Origin of the sequence: Streptomyces sp. SID3343 (assembly GCF_009865215.1) — a bacterium.
Classification (GTDB): Bacteria; Actinomycetota; Actinomycetes; order Streptomycetales; family Streptomycetaceae; genus Embleya.
The window spans coordinates 13919-32083 of sequence record NZ_WWJX01000822.1; the positions used below are offsets into that span (position 1 = coordinate 13919).

17 protein-coding genes are annotated in these 18165 nt (G+C 70.8%); 7 read left to right on the plus strand and 10 right to left on the minus strand.

Annotated features, from left to right (window positions below):
- Nucleotides 1-9: 9 nt before the first annotated feature.
- The 6 genes from GT354_RS25725 to GT354_RS25750 all read left to right on the plus strand — a co-directional run bounded on the left by GT354_RS25725 (nucleotide 10) and on the right by GT354_RS25750 (nucleotide 5064).
- Nucleotides 10-342, plus strand: a complete 333-nt coding sequence (locus tag GT354_RS25725) for a cupin domain-containing protein (protein WP_161358752.1) — start codon at nucleotides 10-12, stop codon at nucleotides 340-342.
- 114 nt (nucleotides 343-456) lie between these two features.
- Complete coding sequence (locus GT354_RS25730) at nucleotides 457-1806, plus strand: MATE family efflux transporter (RefSeq protein ID WP_161358753.1); 1350 nt, start codon at nucleotides 457-459, stop codon at nucleotides 1804-1806.
- A 262-nt stretch (nucleotides 1807-2068) separates the two neighbouring features.
- The gene (locus GT354_RS25735) at nucleotides 2069-2908 is read left to right on the plus strand and encodes a DUF3592 domain-containing protein (protein ID WP_161358754.1); all 840 of its coding nucleotides are present in this window, start codon (nucleotides 2069-2071) and stop codon (nucleotides 2906-2908) included.
- Between the two features lie 350 nt (nucleotides 2909-3258).
- The gene (locus GT354_RS25740) at nucleotides 3259-4248 is read left to right on the plus strand and encodes a phospholipase (protein ID WP_202512285.1); all 990 of its coding nucleotides are present in this window, start codon (nucleotides 3259-3261) and stop codon (nucleotides 4246-4248) included.
- Nucleotides 4249-4492: 244 nt separating this feature from the next.
- Entirely contained in the window at nucleotides 4493-4723 is a 231-nt protein-coding gene (locus GT354_RS25745; protein ID WP_161358755.1) for a DUF2945 domain-containing protein, read from the plus strand.
- The gene (locus GT354_RS25750) at nucleotides 4720-5064 is read left to right on the plus strand and encodes a DUF3140 domain-containing protein (RefSeq protein WP_161358756.1); all 345 of its coding nucleotides are present in this window, start codon (nucleotides 4720-4722) and stop codon (nucleotides 5062-5064) included. Before GT354_RS25745 ends, GT354_RS25750 begins: the two co-directional genes overlap by 4 nt.
- 36 nt (nucleotides 5065-5100) lie before the next feature.
- Here the strand turns inward: GT354_RS25750 and GT354_RS25755 are convergent, their stop codons facing one another.
- On the minus strand, nucleotides 5101-5760 hold the full coding sequence (locus GT354_RS25755; RefSeq protein WP_237535448.1) for a TetR/AcrR family transcriptional regulator: 660 nt from the start codon (nucleotides 5758-5760) through the stop codon (nucleotides 5101-5103).
- Nucleotides 5761-5854: 94 nt separating this feature from the next.
- Between GT354_RS25755 and GT354_RS25760 the strand changes: the two genes are divergently transcribed.
- Nucleotides 5855-6808: an aldo/keto reductase gene (locus GT354_RS25760; protein ID WP_161358757.1), complete on the plus strand. Its 954-nt coding sequence runs from the start codon at nucleotides 5855-5857 to the stop codon at nucleotides 6806-6808.
- Between the two features lie 360 nt (nucleotides 6809-7168).
- Here GT354_RS25760 and GT354_RS25765 read toward each other — a convergent pair whose 3' ends face one another.
- The 9 genes from GT354_RS25765 to GT354_RS25805 form a co-directional block, all read right to left on the minus strand.
- Complete coding sequence (locus tag GT354_RS25765) at nucleotides 7169-7762, minus strand: TetR family transcriptional regulator (protein ID WP_161358758.1); 594 nt, start codon at nucleotides 7760-7762, stop codon at nucleotides 7169-7171.
- 80 nt (nucleotides 7763-7842) lie between these two features.
- Complete coding sequence (locus GT354_RS25770) at nucleotides 7843-9408, minus strand: DHA2 family efflux MFS transporter permease subunit (RefSeq protein ID WP_161358759.1); 1566 nt, start codon at nucleotides 9406-9408, stop codon at nucleotides 7843-7845.
- 233 nt (nucleotides 9409-9641) lie between these two features.
- The gene (locus GT354_RS25775; protein ID WP_161358760.1) at nucleotides 9642-11174 is read right to left on the minus strand and encodes an amino acid adenylation domain-containing protein; all 1533 of its coding nucleotides are present in this window, start codon (nucleotides 11172-11174) and stop codon (nucleotides 9642-9644) included.
- 53 nt (nucleotides 11175-11227) lie between these two features.
- A complete protein-coding gene (locus GT354_RS25780) occupies nucleotides 11228-12232 on the minus strand; it encodes a beta-ketoacyl-ACP synthase III (protein WP_346012171.1) in 1005 nt (334 codons plus the stop codon).
- Nucleotides 12229-13992, minus strand: a complete 1764-nt coding sequence (locus GT354_RS25785) for a fatty acyl-AMP ligase (protein ID WP_161358761.1) — start codon at nucleotides 13990-13992, stop codon at nucleotides 12229-12231. The genes GT354_RS25780 and GT354_RS25785 overlap by 4 nt, the downstream gene beginning before the upstream one ends.
- 151 nt (nucleotides 13993-14143) lie before the next feature.
- Nucleotides 14144-14425 (minus strand): acyl-CoA carboxylase epsilon subunit, encoded by a 282-nt coding sequence (locus GT354_RS54495; protein ID WP_161358762.1) that lies wholly within the window; start codon nucleotides 14423-14425, stop codon nucleotides 14144-14146.
- On the minus strand, nucleotides 14422-15990 hold the full coding sequence (locus tag GT354_RS25795) for an acyl-CoA carboxylase subunit beta (protein ID WP_346012174.1): 1569 nt from the start codon (nucleotides 15988-15990) through the stop codon (nucleotides 14422-14424). The genes GT354_RS54495 and GT354_RS25795 overlap by 4 nt, the downstream gene beginning before the upstream one ends.
- Nucleotides 15991-16040: 50 nt before the next feature.
- Nucleotides 16041-16868 (minus strand): thioesterase domain-containing protein, encoded by an 828-nt coding sequence (locus GT354_RS25800; RefSeq protein ID WP_346012172.1) that lies wholly within the window; start codon nucleotides 16866-16868, stop codon nucleotides 16041-16043.
- 2 nt (nucleotides 16869-16870) lie between these two features.
- Nucleotides 16871-18165, minus strand: a 1295-nt coding sequence (locus GT354_RS25805) for a thioesterase domain-containing protein (protein WP_237535449.1), incomplete at its 5' end; no start/stop codon positions are given.

Consider the following 18165-nt stretch of genomic DNA (forward strand, 5'->3'; position numbering starts at 1 on the left):
GGTGGTCGCATGACGACAGAAAAGCCTTCGCCCGCCTTCGCGTTCGCGCACGTACGCGACGCCCCGATCCGCGAACTCTTCCCCGGTATCCGTCTGCGCTCCCTGTGGACGGGGGACGACGGCGCCGCCGCGCACGTGCTGGAGATGGACCCGAACACCTGCTGGGAGGGCGTCGACGTGCACGCGCCGGGGCCGGAGGAAGTCTTCGTGCTCGACGGGGTCTTCAACGACGGGGTGTCCGACCACCCGGCCGGATCCTTCATCCACGCCCCGGCGGGTTCGTCACACGTGCCGCAGACCACCACGGGCTGCACCCTCTTCCTGTTCTACCCGCAGGGCTGATCCTCCGCCGAAAAGCCGAAGCGGATCGGTTCCCCCGATGGAACGATGTGTGTCCTCAAGCGCCCCGCCGATCGGCGGGCCGGCGCCTGCAACGAACGAAGGAACAGGGGACACATGTCCGGGAGCGATTCAACGACAGGACCCGGCGATTTCGTGCGCATCGCGGGGGCGGCGTTGCCGCTGTATCTGACGATGATCACGGCGTCGGCCGCGTCGTTGGTGGACACGGCCGTGCTCGGTCACCACGCGACCGATTCGTTGGCGGCTTTCGCCGTCACCATGGCGGTGTTCGGTCCGGTGATCGCCGTCGTCTCCGGGGTCCTTCGCGGTTTGATGCCGTTCGTGGCGGAGCACGCCGACGATCCCGATGCGTTGTTACCCGTGGTACGCAACGGCATGTGGGTGGCTTTGACCGTCGGGAGCACAGGCGCCGCGGCGGTCGCGGCGGTGCCCCTGATCGGTCGCCTGGGCGGAGTACCCCACAGCACGCTGGAGCCGTTGGGCTCGTTCCCCTACATCCTCGCCGCCTCGGTGCTCGCGACCGCGGTCGGTGCGTCGGCCGGCTCGGTGTTGGTGGGGCTGGGCCACAACCGCCTGGTGATGCGTGCCGGGCTGTGTGGCACGGCGGCCGCCGTCGTGCTCTCCTTCGGCCTGGTCCGGGGGATCGGGCCGTTACCCTCTCTCGGTCTGCCCGGAGCGGGCCTGGCGATGCTCGCCGCGGCCCTGATCGGTGCCTGCGTGGGGCAGACGGCGCTACGACGGTCCACCGTCCTGGCAGGCCACCGCCTTCGGCTGGGGCGTCCCGACCCGCGCGAGATGGCCCGCTGTGCGCGAGTCGGGCTTCCGTTGGCCGGTACGGTCCTGATCAAGTTCGCGGTCCTGGGCGCCCTGTCGTTCGCGGCGGCCCGCATCGACACCACGAGCGCGGCGATGCACAGCGTGTGTGTCTCGCTGGTCAACGTGATGTTCACGGCCGCCGTGGCGGTCGGGCAGGCCGGGGTGCCGATGATCGCGATCCACGCGGCGAACCACGACGCGGCCGCGATCCGACGAGTCGTGCGCAACGCCGTTGCCGTCGCGTTGTGCGCCGTAGCGATCCTGGCCACGGTGCTGGTCGCCTTGCGTGGCCCGGTGGTGTCGATCTTCACCGACGACCCGCGGCTGCGGTCGGGGGTGGCCGACCGGTTGCCCGTCGTCCTGGTCGTCGTCGTGGCCGATGCCGTCCAGGCCGTGTGCGGATTCGCCCTGATCGGACTCAAGCGCACCATGCCCAGCCTCTGGTCGTTCGCCTGCTGTTACGGTCTGCTCGTCGTCGCCGCGGTACCCCTGGCCGACGCGGGCGGCCTGGGCGCGCTCTGGACGGCCCTCGCGTGCGCCAACCTCGCCCTGGTCGTGGCCCAAGCCGGTTTCTTCCTCCGACTCAGCGCAACCCCGCCCGCCCTCCCCGCCACCGGTCGAACCTGACCGGGGCCACCCGACGCCGATCCCGGGGGAGGCCACGGACGACGGTCACTCGGTCGGCGGCGCGGTAGGCCGCGTGGCGCGCAAGTGTGCCGGCCCGGAGGGCGATCGGCGTACGCACGCCGAAGGCGAGGACGAGGACGTCGACGGCCGGGGCGCGGGCTTGCCCCGGTTGCCCACCCCGTTCAGCTGCCTCGGTCGAGTATCGTCGCAGGGCGTCGGCGGCAGTGGGGAACGGTGAGCCGTCGGGATCGAGGGGGGATCGATGACGGCCGTTGTTCCTGGCGAGAACGTCGTGTTGGGGTCGGGGCGTTCGAGCGCTCGCTTACAGCCGAGGCGACTGGTCGTCAAGGAAGGCCGCACCACCACCGCGGTGCCGTACGAACACATTCGAGCCGTGTCCGTGGCGGAGACGACGAGTGTCCTGATCGAGTTGCACGACGCCTCCGTCCATCGGACCCCGCGTGATCGTCCCGACGCGGTGGCGGTGTTCGCGCAGGCGCTGCAACGGCGCGTGGCGTCGGCCGGTGCCCCCGACGCCGGCACGCCCGCCGTGGAGATCGTCACCGTGCCGACCCGGCGGCCGAACATCTCGGGGCATGGGTGGCGCGTGCTCGGTGCGCTCGTGGGCTGGTTCGCGGCCGTCCTTTGGCTCGGGGCGGAGGCGGATACGGGTCCCATTCTGTCGTTCGTCATGGGCCTTTTCGGTCTCGGCGCGTTCGCCGTGTTCCGGGTCGCCGGCCGGGAGTGGCGGGACAGATACCTGCTCGGGAAGCGCGGGATCACCGTCCAGGCCAGGCTGAAGGCGACCATTTCGACCGGCTTGGACCGACGGCGCGTGTTCGTGGTGCGTGGCCAACAGTTCACCACCATGACCGGTGACGTGGTGACCGCACGACCCGACCTGAGCCCTCCGGGATTCGCGACCACCGGGGACTTCGTGGACATCCTGTACGACCCCCAGGCGCCCGCGGAACGAGTGCTGTTCGCAAGAAATGCCACGTCGGCGTACGTCAGGGTGTTCGGCATCCTGATGGGCGGGACGCTCATCGCGATCTCACCCGTGGTCATCCTCGGGAACGCCGTCCTCACGGTGATCGGCTGAGCGATGGTGGGCCTGTTCGGGCCGCCGGCGCCGGGCAACGCCGGTTCGCCCTCGGCTGTCCTTGTTGCGACGGCGACGCGTCGGCGGAGTGGGCGCCCGACACCCGCAACGTCGAGTATCAGGAACGCGCTCCGGAGGCTGCGGAGTTGCCCGGTCCGACCGTCCGGCTCGGGGCGCCGCCACGGTGGTTCGACGAGTGCGTCGGTCGGCTGCCCGACAGAGCCTGCTCGTCGTCGCCCGTTTATTTTTGCGACACGCATCGAAGTGAGCGGGAAGGGTTGTCTTTCGCTCGGCGCAGTTGGTGAGATCGGTTGTTCGCTTCGGGATACCGACACGAAGGAGTCCTTGTCTTGACCACTCACCTTCGGCATGGCGCCGGCTCGCGGAAATGGTTTGCGCTGCTGGCGGCACTGTTCGGGATCGTCGGGGTCACCGCGCTCGGTACGACCCCGGCGGCAGCCGCCGATCAGCGTCAGGCCGTCTACGCGATCGCGCACCGCGTCGACACCCTGAGCGGCGTGGACGCCGCGCTCGCCCATGGTGCCAACGCCATCGAGGTAGACGTCTGTGCCTGGTGGAATCCGAACGAATGGCGGGCCTGGCACGACTGTTCCTCGGCCGGTGACACCCGGTACGGCCCCAGCTTCGACAGCATGATCGACCGCATCCTCGCCAACGCCGACGCAGGGCGCCGGCTCAGCCTGGTCTGGCTGGACATCAAGGACCCGAACTACTGCGGCGAAGCGCCGAACCGCACGTGCAGCGTCGCCGGGCTGCGGGACAAGGCGCAGCGGCTGACGGCCGCCGGGATCCAGGTGCTCTACGGTTTCTACGAGTACCACGGCGGCAGCACCCCGGACGTGGGCGGCCGGGGCTGGCAGAGCCTGGAAGGCCGGCTCGGACCACTGGAGGGCATCACCACGACCGGGACCCGCGACCAGGCCCGCAACGCCTTCGACCGGTCCGGTTCCGGATTCCCGGCCGGCCGCCGAGCGATGGACTACGGCGACAGTGACATCACCAACGGCTTCGGCAACTGCACGGAGGCCACCTGGAACACGTGCGCCGAACTGAAGAAGGGCGCCGCGGACCGCGCCGCCGGACGACTCGCGGCGACGTTCTCCTGGACGACCACCTACAACGACCCGTGGTACGTCGACAAACTCCTGGGTGACGCACGCGTGGACGGCATCATCGCCGGCTACGGCAGCTTCACCGGGGTACGCGATTACGACAACAGCTGGCAGTGCGCCAACGCCGTCAACGCCGTGCGCGACTGGGTGAACCGCCACGGCTCCACCCACCGCATGGCCAACAGCGGCGACCGCCTCTTCCGGTAGAGCGCAGCCCCGACCGGGCCCGCACAGCCGGGCGGCATCCCGCCCCCGGCTGCGCGGCGGGCAACGAACCGCAGCGCGGTGCCCGCCCCGCCCGCCTCGGTCGCGCGCACCCCTGGCCGGCGGGTTCGGTGTACGCGCGAGACACCGGGGCGTATCGGTCCGCCTCTTCGGGCATGGGCGTCGGTGCCGGACGGCTGTTCGCCGGGCGGCGCAACCCGCATCGAGCGAAGGGGCGGAACCGTTCATGGGCACGTCATCGAAGCCACACAAGGGCGACCGGGTCGGTTGGCGCAGTCACGGGCAGCAGGTCCTGGGCAAGGTGACCCGCATCCTGACCAGACCTACCCGCGCGGCGGGTCGGCGCGTCGTCGCGTCGCGCGACGAACTGCAGTACGAGGTGAAGAGCGCGAAGACCGGACGCAAGGCCGTGCATCGACCGGGCGCGCTGCGCCGGATCAAGCGAGGCGACTCGTGACGGGCCGCGACGACGACGAACGCGACGCGGTGGTAAGGGAGTTCCGCGACACGGTCAATCTCGCACCGGCGGAGTTGGAGCTCTGGTTGGACACTCCGGAGTCGCGCGGAGTGGGCTCCCACCCCGACGGCGACGCCGAGAGCGTGGGCCACGCGTCGGGCCGTCGCATCGTGACCCTGCTGCGCACGCGCAAGGCCGACCTCACCGACGACGACATCGCACACATGCGCAAGGTGATCGGGTACGTCCACCGCCATCGTGAACAGCGTCCGCACGGCGACACCCATGAGACCCCGTGGCGCTATTCGCTGATGAATTGGGGTCACGACCCGGAGCATTGAGGGGTGCGCGCAGCCGCCGATCGGCGTGTACGCGAGTCACCCTCCGGGGCTCTCGTCGTGTTCGCCGGCTCCTCGGATCGGCGGGTTCGGGCGCAGGGCGTCGACGATGAGGTCCAGCAGTCGCCCGGTCTGCTCGGGGGTGCGGCCGGCGGCCGTGGAGACGAACACGCCGAGCAGCATGACGGTGACGTCCTCGGGGTCGACGTCCGTACGCAGCGAACCCGTTCGCGCTCCGTGGGCGAGGAATGTCGCGATCGCCGCGGTGACGCGCTCGCGCGTGGTCGGTGTCGCGATGCGCCCCGAGGCCCAGCCGGCACGCAGGGTGTCGGCCATTCCGCGCTTCGCGGCGATGAACGCCGCGTAGCGGTCCATCCAGGCGCGGAGCGCGGCATCGGGCGCGAGCTCGTCCAGGAGGGTGGGGACGCTCGTGGTGACGTCGTCGAGTTCGGCGGCGTAGACGGCCTCGACGAGTGCCTCGCGGGTGGGGAAGTGGCGGTAGAGCGTGCCGATGCCGACCCCGGCCTCGCGGGCGACGGATTCGAGCGGGACGGTGTCGTCGGTGGCTGTGAAGGCGGCCCGGGCGACCGCGACGAGCCGCTCGCGGTTGCGCCGCGCATCGGCGCGGACCCGCGGACCCGCGCCGGTGGCGGGCGGTACGGCTCGGCGTTCGGTGGGCGTCGGCTCGGGCGGAGTCAAAACGGAGGTACCTCCGGTAGTGCTACGGTCGAAAGGAGCGGAGGGACCTCCGCTTGCTTCATCGTCGCACGAGAGCGGGACCTCCATGACCTCCATGACCTCCATGACCTCTGCGGACAGTTCCTTCCCCGAGACCACGGCCACCGGTGCCCCGCGCCCGGGAGGCCCCGGTCTGCTGGCCGGTCGTACCGTCTCCCGCATCGGATACGGGGCGATGCAACTCGAACGCCTACACGGCGACCGCGGCGCGGCCGTCGAACTCCTGCGGCGCGCCGTCGAGCTCGGGATCGACCACATCGACACCGCCCAGTTCTACGGCGACGGCCTCGTCAACGGGCTCATCCGCGAGGCGATCCGCCCCCGGGACGGCGTTCGGGTCGTCAGCAAGGTCGGCGCCGCCCCCAACCCCGGCGGTCCCATACCCCTGCGTCCCGCGCAGCGGCCCGAGCAACTGCGGGCGAGCGTCGAGGACAACCTCGCCAGTCTCGCTGTCGAGCAGATCCCGCTCGTCAATCTGCGCCGCCTCGACACCGGACCCGGCCTGCGCGCCGAGGGCGACCAAGTGGTCGACATCGACGACCAGCTCGCCGTGATGACCGCGCTACGCGACGAGGGCAAGATCGGCGCGATCGGGCTCAGCAGTGTGACCCTGGACGGATTGCGCCGGGCACTGCCGGCAGGCATCGCTTGCGTCCAGAACGCGTACAGCCTGGTCACCCGCACCGACGAGGACATGCTCGCGCTGTGCCGCAGCGAAGGGATCGCCTGGGTACCGTACTTCCCGCTCGGCAGTTCCTTCCCCACCATGCCGAAGGTGACCGACGAACCGGCAGTCCGGGCCGCGGCGCAGTCCCTCGGCCGTACGCCGGCGCAGGTCGGCCTCGCCTGGCTGCTCCACCACGCCCCGAACGTGCTTCTCATCCCCGGCACCGCGAACCCCGAGCACCTACGGGCGAACGTCGCCGCGGGCACGATCGTGCTCGACGACGCGACGCTCGCCGCGCTCGACGCCGTGCCGACGCGTTCGGCGGACGTTGCGCTCGGATAGCCCACCTCGGTCGTCCTACCGGCTGTCCGGCTACCGGCTACCGGGCTCGACGGGCGGTCACCGGATCCGCACCGTCACGGGTCACCCGTCGAGGCGGCGGTCATCTTCGGCGCCGACCCCGTTCGTGGTCGACGTGCGCGAGCCTGGGATCGGGCGGCACCCGTCACCGGGGCGGCGGCGGATCGTTGTTCGGGGAGGGCCCGGTACGTACCGTGATCGGGACCGTCGGTGCCCGACGTCCCATCCCCCGAGGACGTCGGGACACCGGCCGCCCGGAGCCGGTATCGGGCCGCCGGATCGCCTTGGCGCCGTTGCCGGTCGAGCCCGCACTCGTGCCGGCCACCACCTCGGACGACGTTGTCACGCGGAGGCGAAGGAGGCCCCCACGAAGGCGAAGGAGCTTTCGAACAGCTCGTCCAGGGGGCGTTCGCCGTTGTGCCTGGCCCAGGTGAGCAGCACTTCGACGACGATGGTGCTCAACAGGCTGACCAGCACGCGGACTTCGAAGTCGCTCGGCTCGCGGCCCAAGCGTTGGGCCACCAGGCTCGCCACGAACCCGGTCTCCTCGCTCTGGTGTTGGGGGAGTCGGGACCGCAGCGCGGGGACCCGGTCGATGAGCTGCATCCGCTGGAGCAGCTCGTCGTGGTCCTGCGCGAGGGCCGTTCGGCTCAGATCGATGATCCCGTTGCGCACCGCGTCGACGACTTGTTCGTCCGCGGGGCGCGCGTTGATGGCGTGCTCGATGAGCGAGTCGTACTCGTCGGCGAACACGACGTGTTCCTTGGACGGGAAATACCGAAAGAAAGTGCTGGGGGCGATATCGGAGGCGTCGGCGATGTGCTCGATCGTCGTCTCCTCGTAGCCGAATTCGAGGAACAGTCGCAGAGCTTCCTGGCGGATCACCTTGCGGGTTCTGATCTTCTTGCGCTCACGCAGCCCGGGGGCGGAAGTCATGTGGCAGGTCCCTTCGTTGCGCGAGGGGTCGGACCCGCCGTCCGCGGCATCGGTCGGCGCCGCCGCATCGGGCACGAGACTCATGTGTGCTCGGCGCCCTCGGCGAAAGCCGGGTCGTTTCCCGCCTCGGCCGTCTCGCGAACGGTTTCTTTCGGAAGCAGTATGGCGACCACTACGGCGCCAAGGAAGGCGACAATACTACAGACTATCGAAAGAGAGCTCATCCCATCTGTGAATGCTTTGAAGGACGCCTGGCGCAGTGAGTCGCCGGCCGCGCCCATCGTGTCGGCGACGGCCGAAGCGGCGGCCACGGAGTCGCGCACCGTCGCCTGGGTCTGTGGCGGAAGGTCACCGGCGGCGCTGCCGACCCGGTCGGAGTAGATCGAGGCGAGCATGCTGCCCAGGACGGCGATGCCGACCGCGCCGCCGACCTGGCGCAGGGCCGTGGTCAGGGCCGTACCGCTGCCCCGGCGAGCCGGTGGGAGTACCGCCATCACCATCTCCACGGCGGGAGGCAGCGCCGCGCCCAGTCCGATGCCGAGCACGACCATCGCGACGACGGTGGTCGAGTACGTGCTGGTCTCGTCGATGCCGGCCATGACCACCAAGCCCAGTCCGAGGACGAACAGGCCGCTGCCCACCGTCCAACGCACGCCGATGCGCGATACCAGGAGGTCGCTCAGCACGGCGCCGAGCATGTAGGCGACCACCAGCGGGAGCAGCCTCATCCCGGTGCCGAAGGCCGAGTTGCCCAGCACGACTTGGAGGTATTGCGGGATGACGAACAGGATGCCGTAGAGCACGAACGAGACGACGGTCAGTGCCACGGTCGCGACGGTGAAGGTGCGGTCGCGGAACAGGGGAAGGTCGATCAGGGGTTCCCGGGTCCGGCCCTCCCACAGCACGAACGTCACCAGCAGGATCGACCCGGCGGCGAGCGAGGTGACGATGACCGTGTCGGTCCAGCCCCGTCCGGGCCCTTCGATGATGCCGTACAGCAGGCTGCACAGACCCGCGGTGGAGAGCAGGCCGCCGACGAGGTCGACTCCGGGGCGGCCGGGTGCACGCGATTCCGGCAGCAGGAACGCGGCGCACACGACACCCACGGCGATCACCGGCACGTTGATCAGGAAGACCGATCCCCACCAGAAGTTTTCCACGAGGTAACCACCGAGGATGGGGCCGAGCGGCAGACCCAGAACCATGCCCGTCGTCCACAAGGCGATGGCCTTGCCGCGTTCCTCCTCGGGGAACATCGCGGGCAGGATGGACAAGCTCAGTGGTGTGATGATCGCGGCGCCGAGCCCGAGCAGCGCCCTGGTCCAGATGAGGGTGGTCGCGTCCGGCGACCACGCGGACGCGGCGGAGGCGGCGCCGAAGATCAGCAGGCCGATCAGGATGAGCCGCTTGCGCCCGTAGCGGTCGCCCAGGACGCCGGCGGGGAGCAGAAGCCCGGCGAAGACGAGCGTGTACGAGTCGGCGATCCACTGGAGATCCCCGTTGTCGGCTTCCAGTTCGGTGGCCAGGGTCGGCAGGGCGACGTTGAGGATCGTGATGTCCAGGCCGATGACCAGCAGGCTCACCACGAGAGCGCTGAGTGCCCACCAGCGCTTGGGGTACGGCACGGTCGCCGGATTGTCGTCCACTGCGCTCCCTCCGCGCCGGACGGTCCGGCCGGGCCTTATGATTACGCAAATGACACTTGATTGCTAGTGGCTCTCATTTTTTGCGCAAGCGATCGGACGACCTGTACGCACGGAGCGCCCCGGCTTCTTCGGCGAGTCCGGACGAGCGCGCCCGGACGTGGAGCGCCGCGAGCGCGCCCGCCCGGGAACTCCCGGCGGACGCGCCACGCGGGGTCGCGCGGGATCGCGCGGGATCAGGAGAAGTGCCCGCCGGCCGCCTTCGCCAGCGCGCCGCGGTCGAGCTTCCCGGACATGGTCACGGGCAACTCCCGTACCGGAACGAACAAGCCGGGCACCATGTGCTTGGGCAGCAGGGCCGCGAGCCGGTGCCGCAGCACCGACGCGATCTCGGCCTCCGGTGCCGGCCCGGCGGCAGCCGCCGGCACGAAGCACGCGGCCAACACGGGATCGCCCTTGATCGATTCGGTGACCACCACGGCGCACTCCCGCACCTCGGGCTGTCCGGCGAGGACCGACTCGATCTCCCCCAGCTCGATGCGGAAACCGCGGATCTTGACCTGGTCGTCGCGGCGGCCCAGGAACTCGTACTCCCCGTCGGGGCGTTCCACCGCGTAGTCGCCGCTGCGATACCAGAGCACGTCCTCACCCAGGCCCGGCACCCGCAGGAAGCGCTGCGCGGTCAGGTCCGGACGCCCGAGATATCCGTCCGCGACCTGGGCCCCGGCGATATGGATCTCGCCCGGAAGACCCGGCGGTACGGGCCGACCGTCCTCCAACAGTGCCAAGCGCAGTCCCGGCAGAGGCGCCCCGATCGGGGTGCCCAGGCCCGGAGCCCGAAGTTCCGCCGGCGACAGGAGCTTGACCGTGGCGTGCACGGTGATCTCGGTGATCCCGTACATGTTGTACAGGCGCGCGTTCGGCGCGAGCGCGAGGTCGTACCAGCGCAACAGCACCTGAGGACCGACGGCTTCGCCCCCGAAGACCACATAGCGCAGCCTGGGCAGCGGCAGCGGCCGCTCCTCCAGGGAACGCACCACGAACCCGAAGACCGACGGCACCTGGCTCAGCACGGTCACGCCCCGATCCGCCAGGAGACGGACGAAGGCCGCCGAGTCCGTGGCCGCCTCGTGCGGGACGACGACGACCCGCCCGCCGGAGAGCAGCGCCCCCCAGATCTCCCACACACTGAAGTCGAAGCTGTGCGAGTGGAAGAACGACCACACGTCCTCAGGCCCCACGTCGTACGTCGCGGAGCACGCGTCGAGAAGGGCCAGGATCTGGGAGTGGCGGATCAGCACCCCCTTCGGATCGCCGGTCGATCCCGACGTGTGAATGACGTACGCGGCATCGGACGGCACATCGTGGCCCGGCGCACTCCCACCGGCCGCGCTCTCCACCGCGAGGGTGCCGTCGGGATCCTCGACGACCACGTGGCGCAGCCCGACATCCTCGACGATGTACGCCCGCCGCGACTTCGGATAGCGCGGATCCACCGGCACATAGCCCGACCCGTGCCGCCAGATGCCCAGGATGCCGACCACGGCCCGCCATCCACGCCGCGTCCGGAGCCCGACCAACCCGCCGGGAGCGACGCCGTCGTCGGCGAGCGCCTCGGCCACCTCCCCGGCCGCGTCCCACAGTTGGGCGTAGGTGAGCGAGTGCGCGTCGTCCTCGACCGCGATCGCGTCGGGGTGTTCGGCGAGCCGCTCGGCGAACACCTCCTCGATCCTTGCGCTGCCCCCTGCGGGCCGTCCCGCGTTCGCCATGCCGTTTCTTCCTTCCCCAGTGGAGTGTGTGGTGAGCGATGCGCTCCGCCCGATCACGGCAACGCCACGACCTGGGCCGCGTGCACGACGCCCGCGCCGAAGCCGGCCAACAGGGCCAGGCCCCCGCTCGGCGCGTCGCCCCGGGTGAGGAGCGCGTCCATGGCGAGCGGAATGGAGGCCGCGGAGGTGTTTCCGGCCTCGACGATGTCGCGTGCCACCGCGACGTGGGGCGGCAGGTCCAGGGCCTTGGCCGCCGCCTCCACGATGCGCAGGTTCGCCTGATGCGGGATGAAAGCGGACAGGTCGTCCACCCCGACGCCCGCGGCACTCAGCGCCTGACGGCCGATCAGCGGCACCGTCTCCCGGGCCCAACGAAAGACCTCCGGGCCCGCCATCCGCAACGTCGGCCACGGATCGGGACTTTCCCGCGTGTGCAGCCACGAGCGGGAGTGGGCGATCAGAGCGTGCCGTGCCCCGTCCGACCCCCACACCACCGGACCGATCCCGGGCTCCTCGGCCGGACCCACGACCACCGCCCCGGCCCCGTCGCCGAACAGGAACGCGGTGCCGCGGTCGTGCGGATCGACGATGTCGCTCATCCGCTCGGTCCCCAGCACCACGACGTGGTCGGCGGCACCCGAACGGACCAGCGAGTCCGCCAGCGCGAGGGCGTGGCAAAACCCCGCACAGGCCGCCCCGACGTCCATCGCCGCCGCACCGTGCGCGCCGATCAACTGCGCCACGCGTGGCGCGGCGGGCGGCGCCTGCTCCAGATGCGACATCGACGCCAGCAGCACGACGCCGACCCGGGCCGGGTCCACACCCGACTGGGCCAGCGCCTTCAGGGCCGCCGCCGCGCCCATCGAGACGACCGTGTCCCCGGCGTCGGCGAATCTGCGGGTGGCGATTCCCGAACGCCTACGGATCCACTCGTCACTGGAGTCGATGCCCGCGGCCACCTCGTCGTTGCCCACCACGCGCGCCGGCCGGAACGCGCCGACCCCCAGGATGCGCGCTCCGTTCGCCCCCCGGGACGAGCGCAGCGCCCGCCCGCTCACGACGGCCGCCCGGTCCGCGTAACGTCCGCCAGGGCGCCGTCACGCAACAGCGTGCGGCACACGCCGCGTTGCACCTTGCCGCTGGAGGTCTTGGGCACGGCGCCCGGTCGCACCAGGACCACGTCGTCCACTTCCAGCCGCTGACCGTCCATCACCGCGTCCCGCACGCGCCGGCGCAACTCCTGTGCGCCGACGGCCTTGAGGACCCGGCCGTCGGCCTCGAGCACCACCACCAGTCGCTCGGCGGCGCCGTCGTCCACGCCGAACGCGGCGGCGCAGTTGGGCCGCAGCCCGGGGGCGGCGGATTCGGCGGACAATTCGATGTCCTGTGGGTAGTAGTTGCGACCCTTGCGGATCACCACGTCCTTGAGCCGGCCGGTGACGTACAACTCGCCGTCGTGCAGGAACCCCAGGTCACCGGTGCGCAGATGGCCCTCGCCCTCCTGCGGACCACCCCGGACCCGGGCCCGGAAGGTCAGTTCGCTCTCCTGCGCCCGACCCCGGTAGCCCTTCGCGACGCACGGGCCGGCGATCCAGATCTCGCCGACCCGCTCGGGTGGGCAGGCCGCGAGGGTCAGCGGATCCACGATCCGCACGGTGGTACCCGGTACCGCGACGCCGCTGCCCACCACCGGCACGGCCGCCTCGGCCCCTTCGGCCGACACCTCCACGGTGCCCTGCGCCAACGAGGGGGCCGACACCCACAGCACGGCGGGCGCACGGTCCTGCCGGCTGCCGGTGGCCTTGAGCGTGTTCTCGGCAAGGCCGTAGCCGGGGCACATGGCCCGCGGGGCGAAACCCACCGACGCGAACGTCTCGGTGAACGCGCGCACCACGTGCGGGCGGACCGGCTCCGCGCCGTTGACCGCGACACGCCACGACGACAGGTCCAACTGTGTGCCGGCCCTGCCCTCGGCCGCGGCGCGCACGCACAGTTCGTAGGCGAAACTGGGCGCGGCCGCATGGGTGCCACGAAAGCGCGATATCGCCTCCAGCCAGCGGGCCGGCCGGCGTACGAAGGCCTCGGGCGCCATCAGATACGCGGGGATGCCGGCCCACAACGGGAACACCACGCCGAACAGCAGGCCCATGTCGTGGAAGATCGGCAGCCAGGACACCACGGCGCCGTCGGAACCGGCCGGCCACAGTTCGTCCGTCTCGGCGGCGTTGTGCAGGAAGTTGGCGTGGGTGACCATCACCCCCTTGGGGTCGCCGGTCGACCCGGAGGTGTACTGGAGCAGCGCGAGGTCGTCCGGACGCACGGCGGGCCCCGACCACCCGCGGCCCGCGTCCGAGGGGATCGACTCGGTGTCCGTCAACGTCAGACCGGCCAGCTCCGGTCGATCGCCGAACCGCTCCTCCAACTCGCGCTTGACCGCGCCGGTGGTCAAGACCACGGACGCGCCCGCGTCGTCGGCGATGCGACGCAGCCGTTGCAACCCGCGAACCCGGGTGGGCACCTGTACGGGGGCGCCGGTGACGCCGGCGTACAGGCAGCCCGCCAGCGTGCGGACGAACTCCAAGGCGGTCGGATACAGCAGCACCGCATTGCCCCCGGCCAGGCCCGCGGCGCACAGGGCCGCTGCCCGCGCCCGGGCCGCGGTGTCGAGTTCGCCGTAGGTCAGGGTCTCCTCGGGTTGCTCCCCGTCGCGCAAGAAGATGTAGGCGACCTGATCGGGCCGCTCCCGGGCGTGCAGTGTCAGCGCGTCGGTGAGGGTACGCACGCCGGTCATCGGCAGATGGAGTTCCGTGGTGCTCATAAGCGGAGTACCTCGTTTCGCGTTCCGGAAATGGTGGGCGAGACGATCCGGTGCCGGCCCGCCCCGGACCCGAAGGCGGGCCCTCGAACCCGAAGGCGGGCCCCGGATCCGAAGGCGATCCCCCGGACCCGGGGCGGGCCCCGATCGTGGCTCAGCCCCGATGCGGGTGGGACCCCGCCCCCCAGCCCCCGCCCGACCACTGGGCGGGACGCATCAGCGCCTCGCGCGCGTGCCTGGTCCAGGCGCAGGATCGGGGCGGCTGCGCCGGCGCGACCGCGGCGGTCACGGCCGCCAGACCGAGGAGAAGCGCCTTCAGTTCCTCCTCGGTCGGGTTGCCGCGCACGACGGTGACGGTGTCCGGGGCGGCCGGGGGAGGAATGGACGCGGTGCCGCTGCGTGCGACGGGCCCCGCGGCCTTGCCGTGGGCGGTCACAACGGGATGTTTCCGTGCTTCTTGGGAAGGACCGCGACGCGCTTGGTACGCAGGGCGGCCAGCGCCCGACGTACCTGCTCGCGCGTCTCGGAAGGCAGGATCACCGCGTCCACATAGCCGCGTTCGGCGGCCGTGTACGGGTTGCACAGCGAATCCTCGTACGCGCGGCGCAGCCGATCGCTCTCCGCCTTCGGGTCGGCCGCGTTCGCGATCTCGCCTCGGTGGAGCACACTCACCGCTCCCTCGCCGCCCATGACCGCGATCTGCGCGGTGGGCCACGCGAAATTGACGTCGACGCCGAGATGCTTGGAACCCATGACGGCGTATCCGCCGCCGAACGCCTTGCGGATCACCACGGTCACCGTCGGCACGGTCGCCTCGGAGTAGGCGTAGATGAGCTTGGCCCCGCGGCGGACGATCCCCAACCGTTCCTGGTCCGCGCCGGGCAGGAAGCCCGGCACGTCGGCGAACGTCACGATGGGTATCCCGAAGGAGTCGCAAAAGCGGACGAACCGCGCCGCCTTCTCGCTCGCGTCGATGTCCACCACGCCGGCCAAGTGCATGGGTTGATTGGCCACCACGCCGACGCTGCGGCCGTCGATCCGGCCCAGGCCGCAGATCATGTTGCGCGCGAACAACGGCTGGATCTCCAGGAGTTCGCCCTCGTCGACGACGCCACGGATCACCTCGTGCATGTCGTAGGCCTGGTTGGGGTCGTCCGGCACGACCGTGTCGAGCCGGCCGCGGTCGTCGTGCGCGGCGTCGGAGTCGGCCGGCGCGTAGTGCGGGCAATCGCTCATGTTGTTGGACGGCAGGTAGGACAGCAGGGTCCGGACGAAGTCGAAGGCGTCCTTCTCGTCCCCGGCCAGGTAGTGGGCGTTGCCGGACACCTCGTTGTGGGTGCGCGCCCCACCCAGTGCCTCGCGGTCCACCACCTCGCCGGTGACCGCCTTGAGCACGTCGGGGCCGGTCACGAACATGTGCGACGTGCGGTCGACCATCACCACGAAGTCGGTGATGGCGGGGGCGTAGACGGCACCGCCGGCGCACGGGCCCATCAGCAGCGAGATCTGCGGCACCACGCCCGACACCTCGGTGTGCCGGCGGCCGAGTTCGGCGTAGTAGGCCAGCGAGACCACGCCCTCCTGGATCCTCGCCCCGCCCGAGTCGTTGATGCCGACGATCGGGCATCCGGTGCGGACGGCGAAGTCCATCACCTTGAGGATCTTTTCCCCGAACACCTCGCCCAGGCTGCCGCCGAACACGGTGAAATCCTGGGCGTAGACGCACACCTGGCGTCCGTCGATGGTGCCGTAGCCGGTGATGACGCCGTCGCCGTAGGGGCGGTTGCGGTCCATGCCGAAGCTGTGGCAGCGGTGTCGGGCCAGCGCGTCGAATTCCACGAAGGACGCGTCGTCGAGCAGCTCCTCCACCCGTTCGCGGGCGGTGAGTTTGCCCTTGGCGTGCTGCTTTTCGATCGCCGCCGTCGAGGAGGCGTGCCAGGCCTCCTCCCGGCGGCGTTCCAGCTCGCGGATGCGGCCGGCGGTGGTCGCCGGACCCGGCACCCTTGCCGTGCCCGCGGCGACCTCGGTCCCCCGGCCGCCGCCTTCGTCGCTCACTGCCACGACGCACCGCCCGTTGCCCGCCCGGGCGACGCGCCGCGCGCCCCACGCTCGTCGAGTGCCGCCCGCAGGTCGCCGACGAACGCGGACACCACGGAGGCGAAATGGTCCATCAGGTAGAAGTGCCGTCCGGGATACTGCCGAACGGTCACCTCAGCCGAGCTCTCCCGGCGCCACGTCTGAAGGCCGCCCTCCTCGACGAACGGGTCGGCGACCCCACCGAACACCGACAGCGGTATGTCCAGGGGGAGTTCGTCGCGGAAACTGTGGCTCTCCACGACGGCGAAGTCGGCTCGCAGCGTGGGCATGATCAACGAGAGCAGATCGGGGGCGTTGAGCACATCCTCCGGCATGCCGCCCAGCCGCCGCACCGTGTCGAGGAACTCGGCGTCGGACAAGCCGCCGTACCGCACCCGCGGAAGGCCGCCGCGCGGTGACGGCCAGCCGGACAGGCCGAGCACGATCGGGGTCGGTGATCCGCGCCGGCGCAGTTCCCGGGCCAGCTCGAACGACAACAGCGCGCCCATGCTGTGCCCGAAGAAAGCGAACGGGCGATCGTCGAGCCGGGATTCGACGACGTCGGCGAGGCCGGTGACCAGCGTCGCGCAGTCGTGCACCGGCGGTTCCGCGATGCGGTCCTGGCGGCCGGGAAGCTGCACGGCACGCAACTCCACCATGGGCGGCAGGTGGCGCGTCCACGGGCGGAACACGGCCGCGCCGCTCCCGGCGAAGGGGAACGCGTACAGCGCGACGGCGGCGTACGGACGGTCCTCGAAGGACCGGAACCACAGTGCGCCGGGATCGGTCGAGGCAACAGGCACGGTCACCGCTCCTTCCGGGTCGGCGTCGCGCGCATGAGGCCGCGCACCTGCTCGGCCAGCGTGCTCACGTGCGGAGGGTTGAGCAACGAGAGGTGGTTGCCGGGAGTGTCGAAGATGCGCAGGTGCGGGACGTGCACGTCCCAGCCCAGGGAGCGGTCGGATCGGTAGAACTCGGGATCGTTCAGGTGCGGGGGCATCGGTTCCAGACCGATGTAGAGCCACACCGGTCCGGCATAGGGCCCCGGCCGGTAGTGCCGGATCATCTCGCGGACCTGTTGCACGTGTTCGACCGTGCCGCGCAGGATCTGCGCCGCGGTGTCGCCCTGGAAGGCCTCGTCGATGCGCTCGTAGAGCATCTCGTTCTGCCGATCCGCGTCGAGACCACGCAGTTCGTCCTCGGTGAGCGCGATCTCGCGACCGAAGATCAGCTCGAAGACGTGGGCGAAGTGCACGGTTCGGTAGGCCAGCAGATCCTGCTCGCTGATGTCCGTGGGAGGGGCGCCCGCCAATGACGACTCGAACATCGTCACGAGTTCGACCTGCTCGCCCGCCTCGGTCAGTTGCCGGGCCGTCTCGTACGCCACGAGTCCGCCGAAGGAGAGGCCGCCCAGTCGGTAGGGGCCGTGCGCACAGGTCGCCCGCACCGCGGCCGCGTAGTGCGCGGCGAGTTCCTCGACGGTGGTGAAGCGACCCAGGTCCGGTGTCTCCAGCATGTGCACGGGGACGTCGGGCGCGAGCTTTTCGGCGAGGAAGCGGTAGACGAGAAGGTTGCCGCCGGAGGGGTGGACCACGAAGTACGGCGGTTCGGTGCCCTCGGGCTGGAGCGTCACGACCGGCGAACGCCCCTTGCCTTCCCGGCCCTTGCGCAGTACTGCGGCCAACTCCGCGACGGTGGGGTTGTTGAGCAGGTCGGCCAGGCCGATGTCGCAGTTGAACTGGCGTTGCAGACGGGAGATCGCGCGCATGGCCACCAGGGAGTGACCGCCGAGGGCGAAGAAGTTGTCGTCGATCCCGATCGGGCGCACGCCCAGCACGTCCGTCCAGACCTGCGCCACGATCAGTTCGGTGGTGTCCCGGGGGGCGACCGCCTCGCGGTCGCGGTCGCGGCCCGGCCCGCGCAGGGTGCGCAGCAGGGCCCGGTCGACGCGGCCGTCCCTGGTCGTGGGCAGTTCGGGCAGGACGAGGTAGTCCTGCGGTACCGCGCGCGCCGGCAGGCCCTGGTCCGCGACCGCCGCCAGGTGGGCCGACAGCCGCGCGTCGCGGCGCTGGGTCACCGGTTCGTTGGCTCGCGGTGTCT

Coding starts and splice junctions, on each gene's coding strand:
- GT354_RS25745 (WP_161358755.1), top strand. CDS start 4,493: ATGGGCACGTCATCGAAGCCACACAAGGGCGACCGGGTCGGTTGGCGC.
- GT354_RS25735 (WP_161358754.1), top strand. CDS start 2,069: ATGACGGCCGTTGTTCCTGGCGAGAACGTCGTGTTGGGGTCGGGGCGT.
- GT354_RS25765 (WP_161358758.1), bottom strand. CDS start 7,762: ATGACTTCCGCCCCCGGGCTGCGTGAGCGCAAGAAGATCAGAACCCGC.
- GT354_RS25760 (WP_161358757.1), top strand. CDS start 5,855: ATGACCTCCATGACCTCTGCGGACAGTTCCTTCCCCGAGACCACGGCC.
- GT354_RS25725 (WP_161358752.1), top strand. CDS start 10: ATGACGACAGAAAAGCCTTCGCCCGCCTTCGCGTTCGCGCACGTACGC.
- GT354_RS25775 (WP_161358760.1), bottom strand. CDS start 11,174: ATGGCGAACGCGGGACGGCCCGCAGGGGGCAGCGCAAGGATCGAGGAG.
- GT354_RS25730 (WP_161358753.1), top strand. CDS start 457: ATGTCCGGGAGCGATTCAACGACAGGACCCGGCGATTTCGTGCGCATC.
- GT354_RS25785 (WP_161358761.1), bottom strand. CDS start 13,992: ATGAGCACCACGGAACTCCATCTGCCGATGACCGGCGTGCGTACCCTC.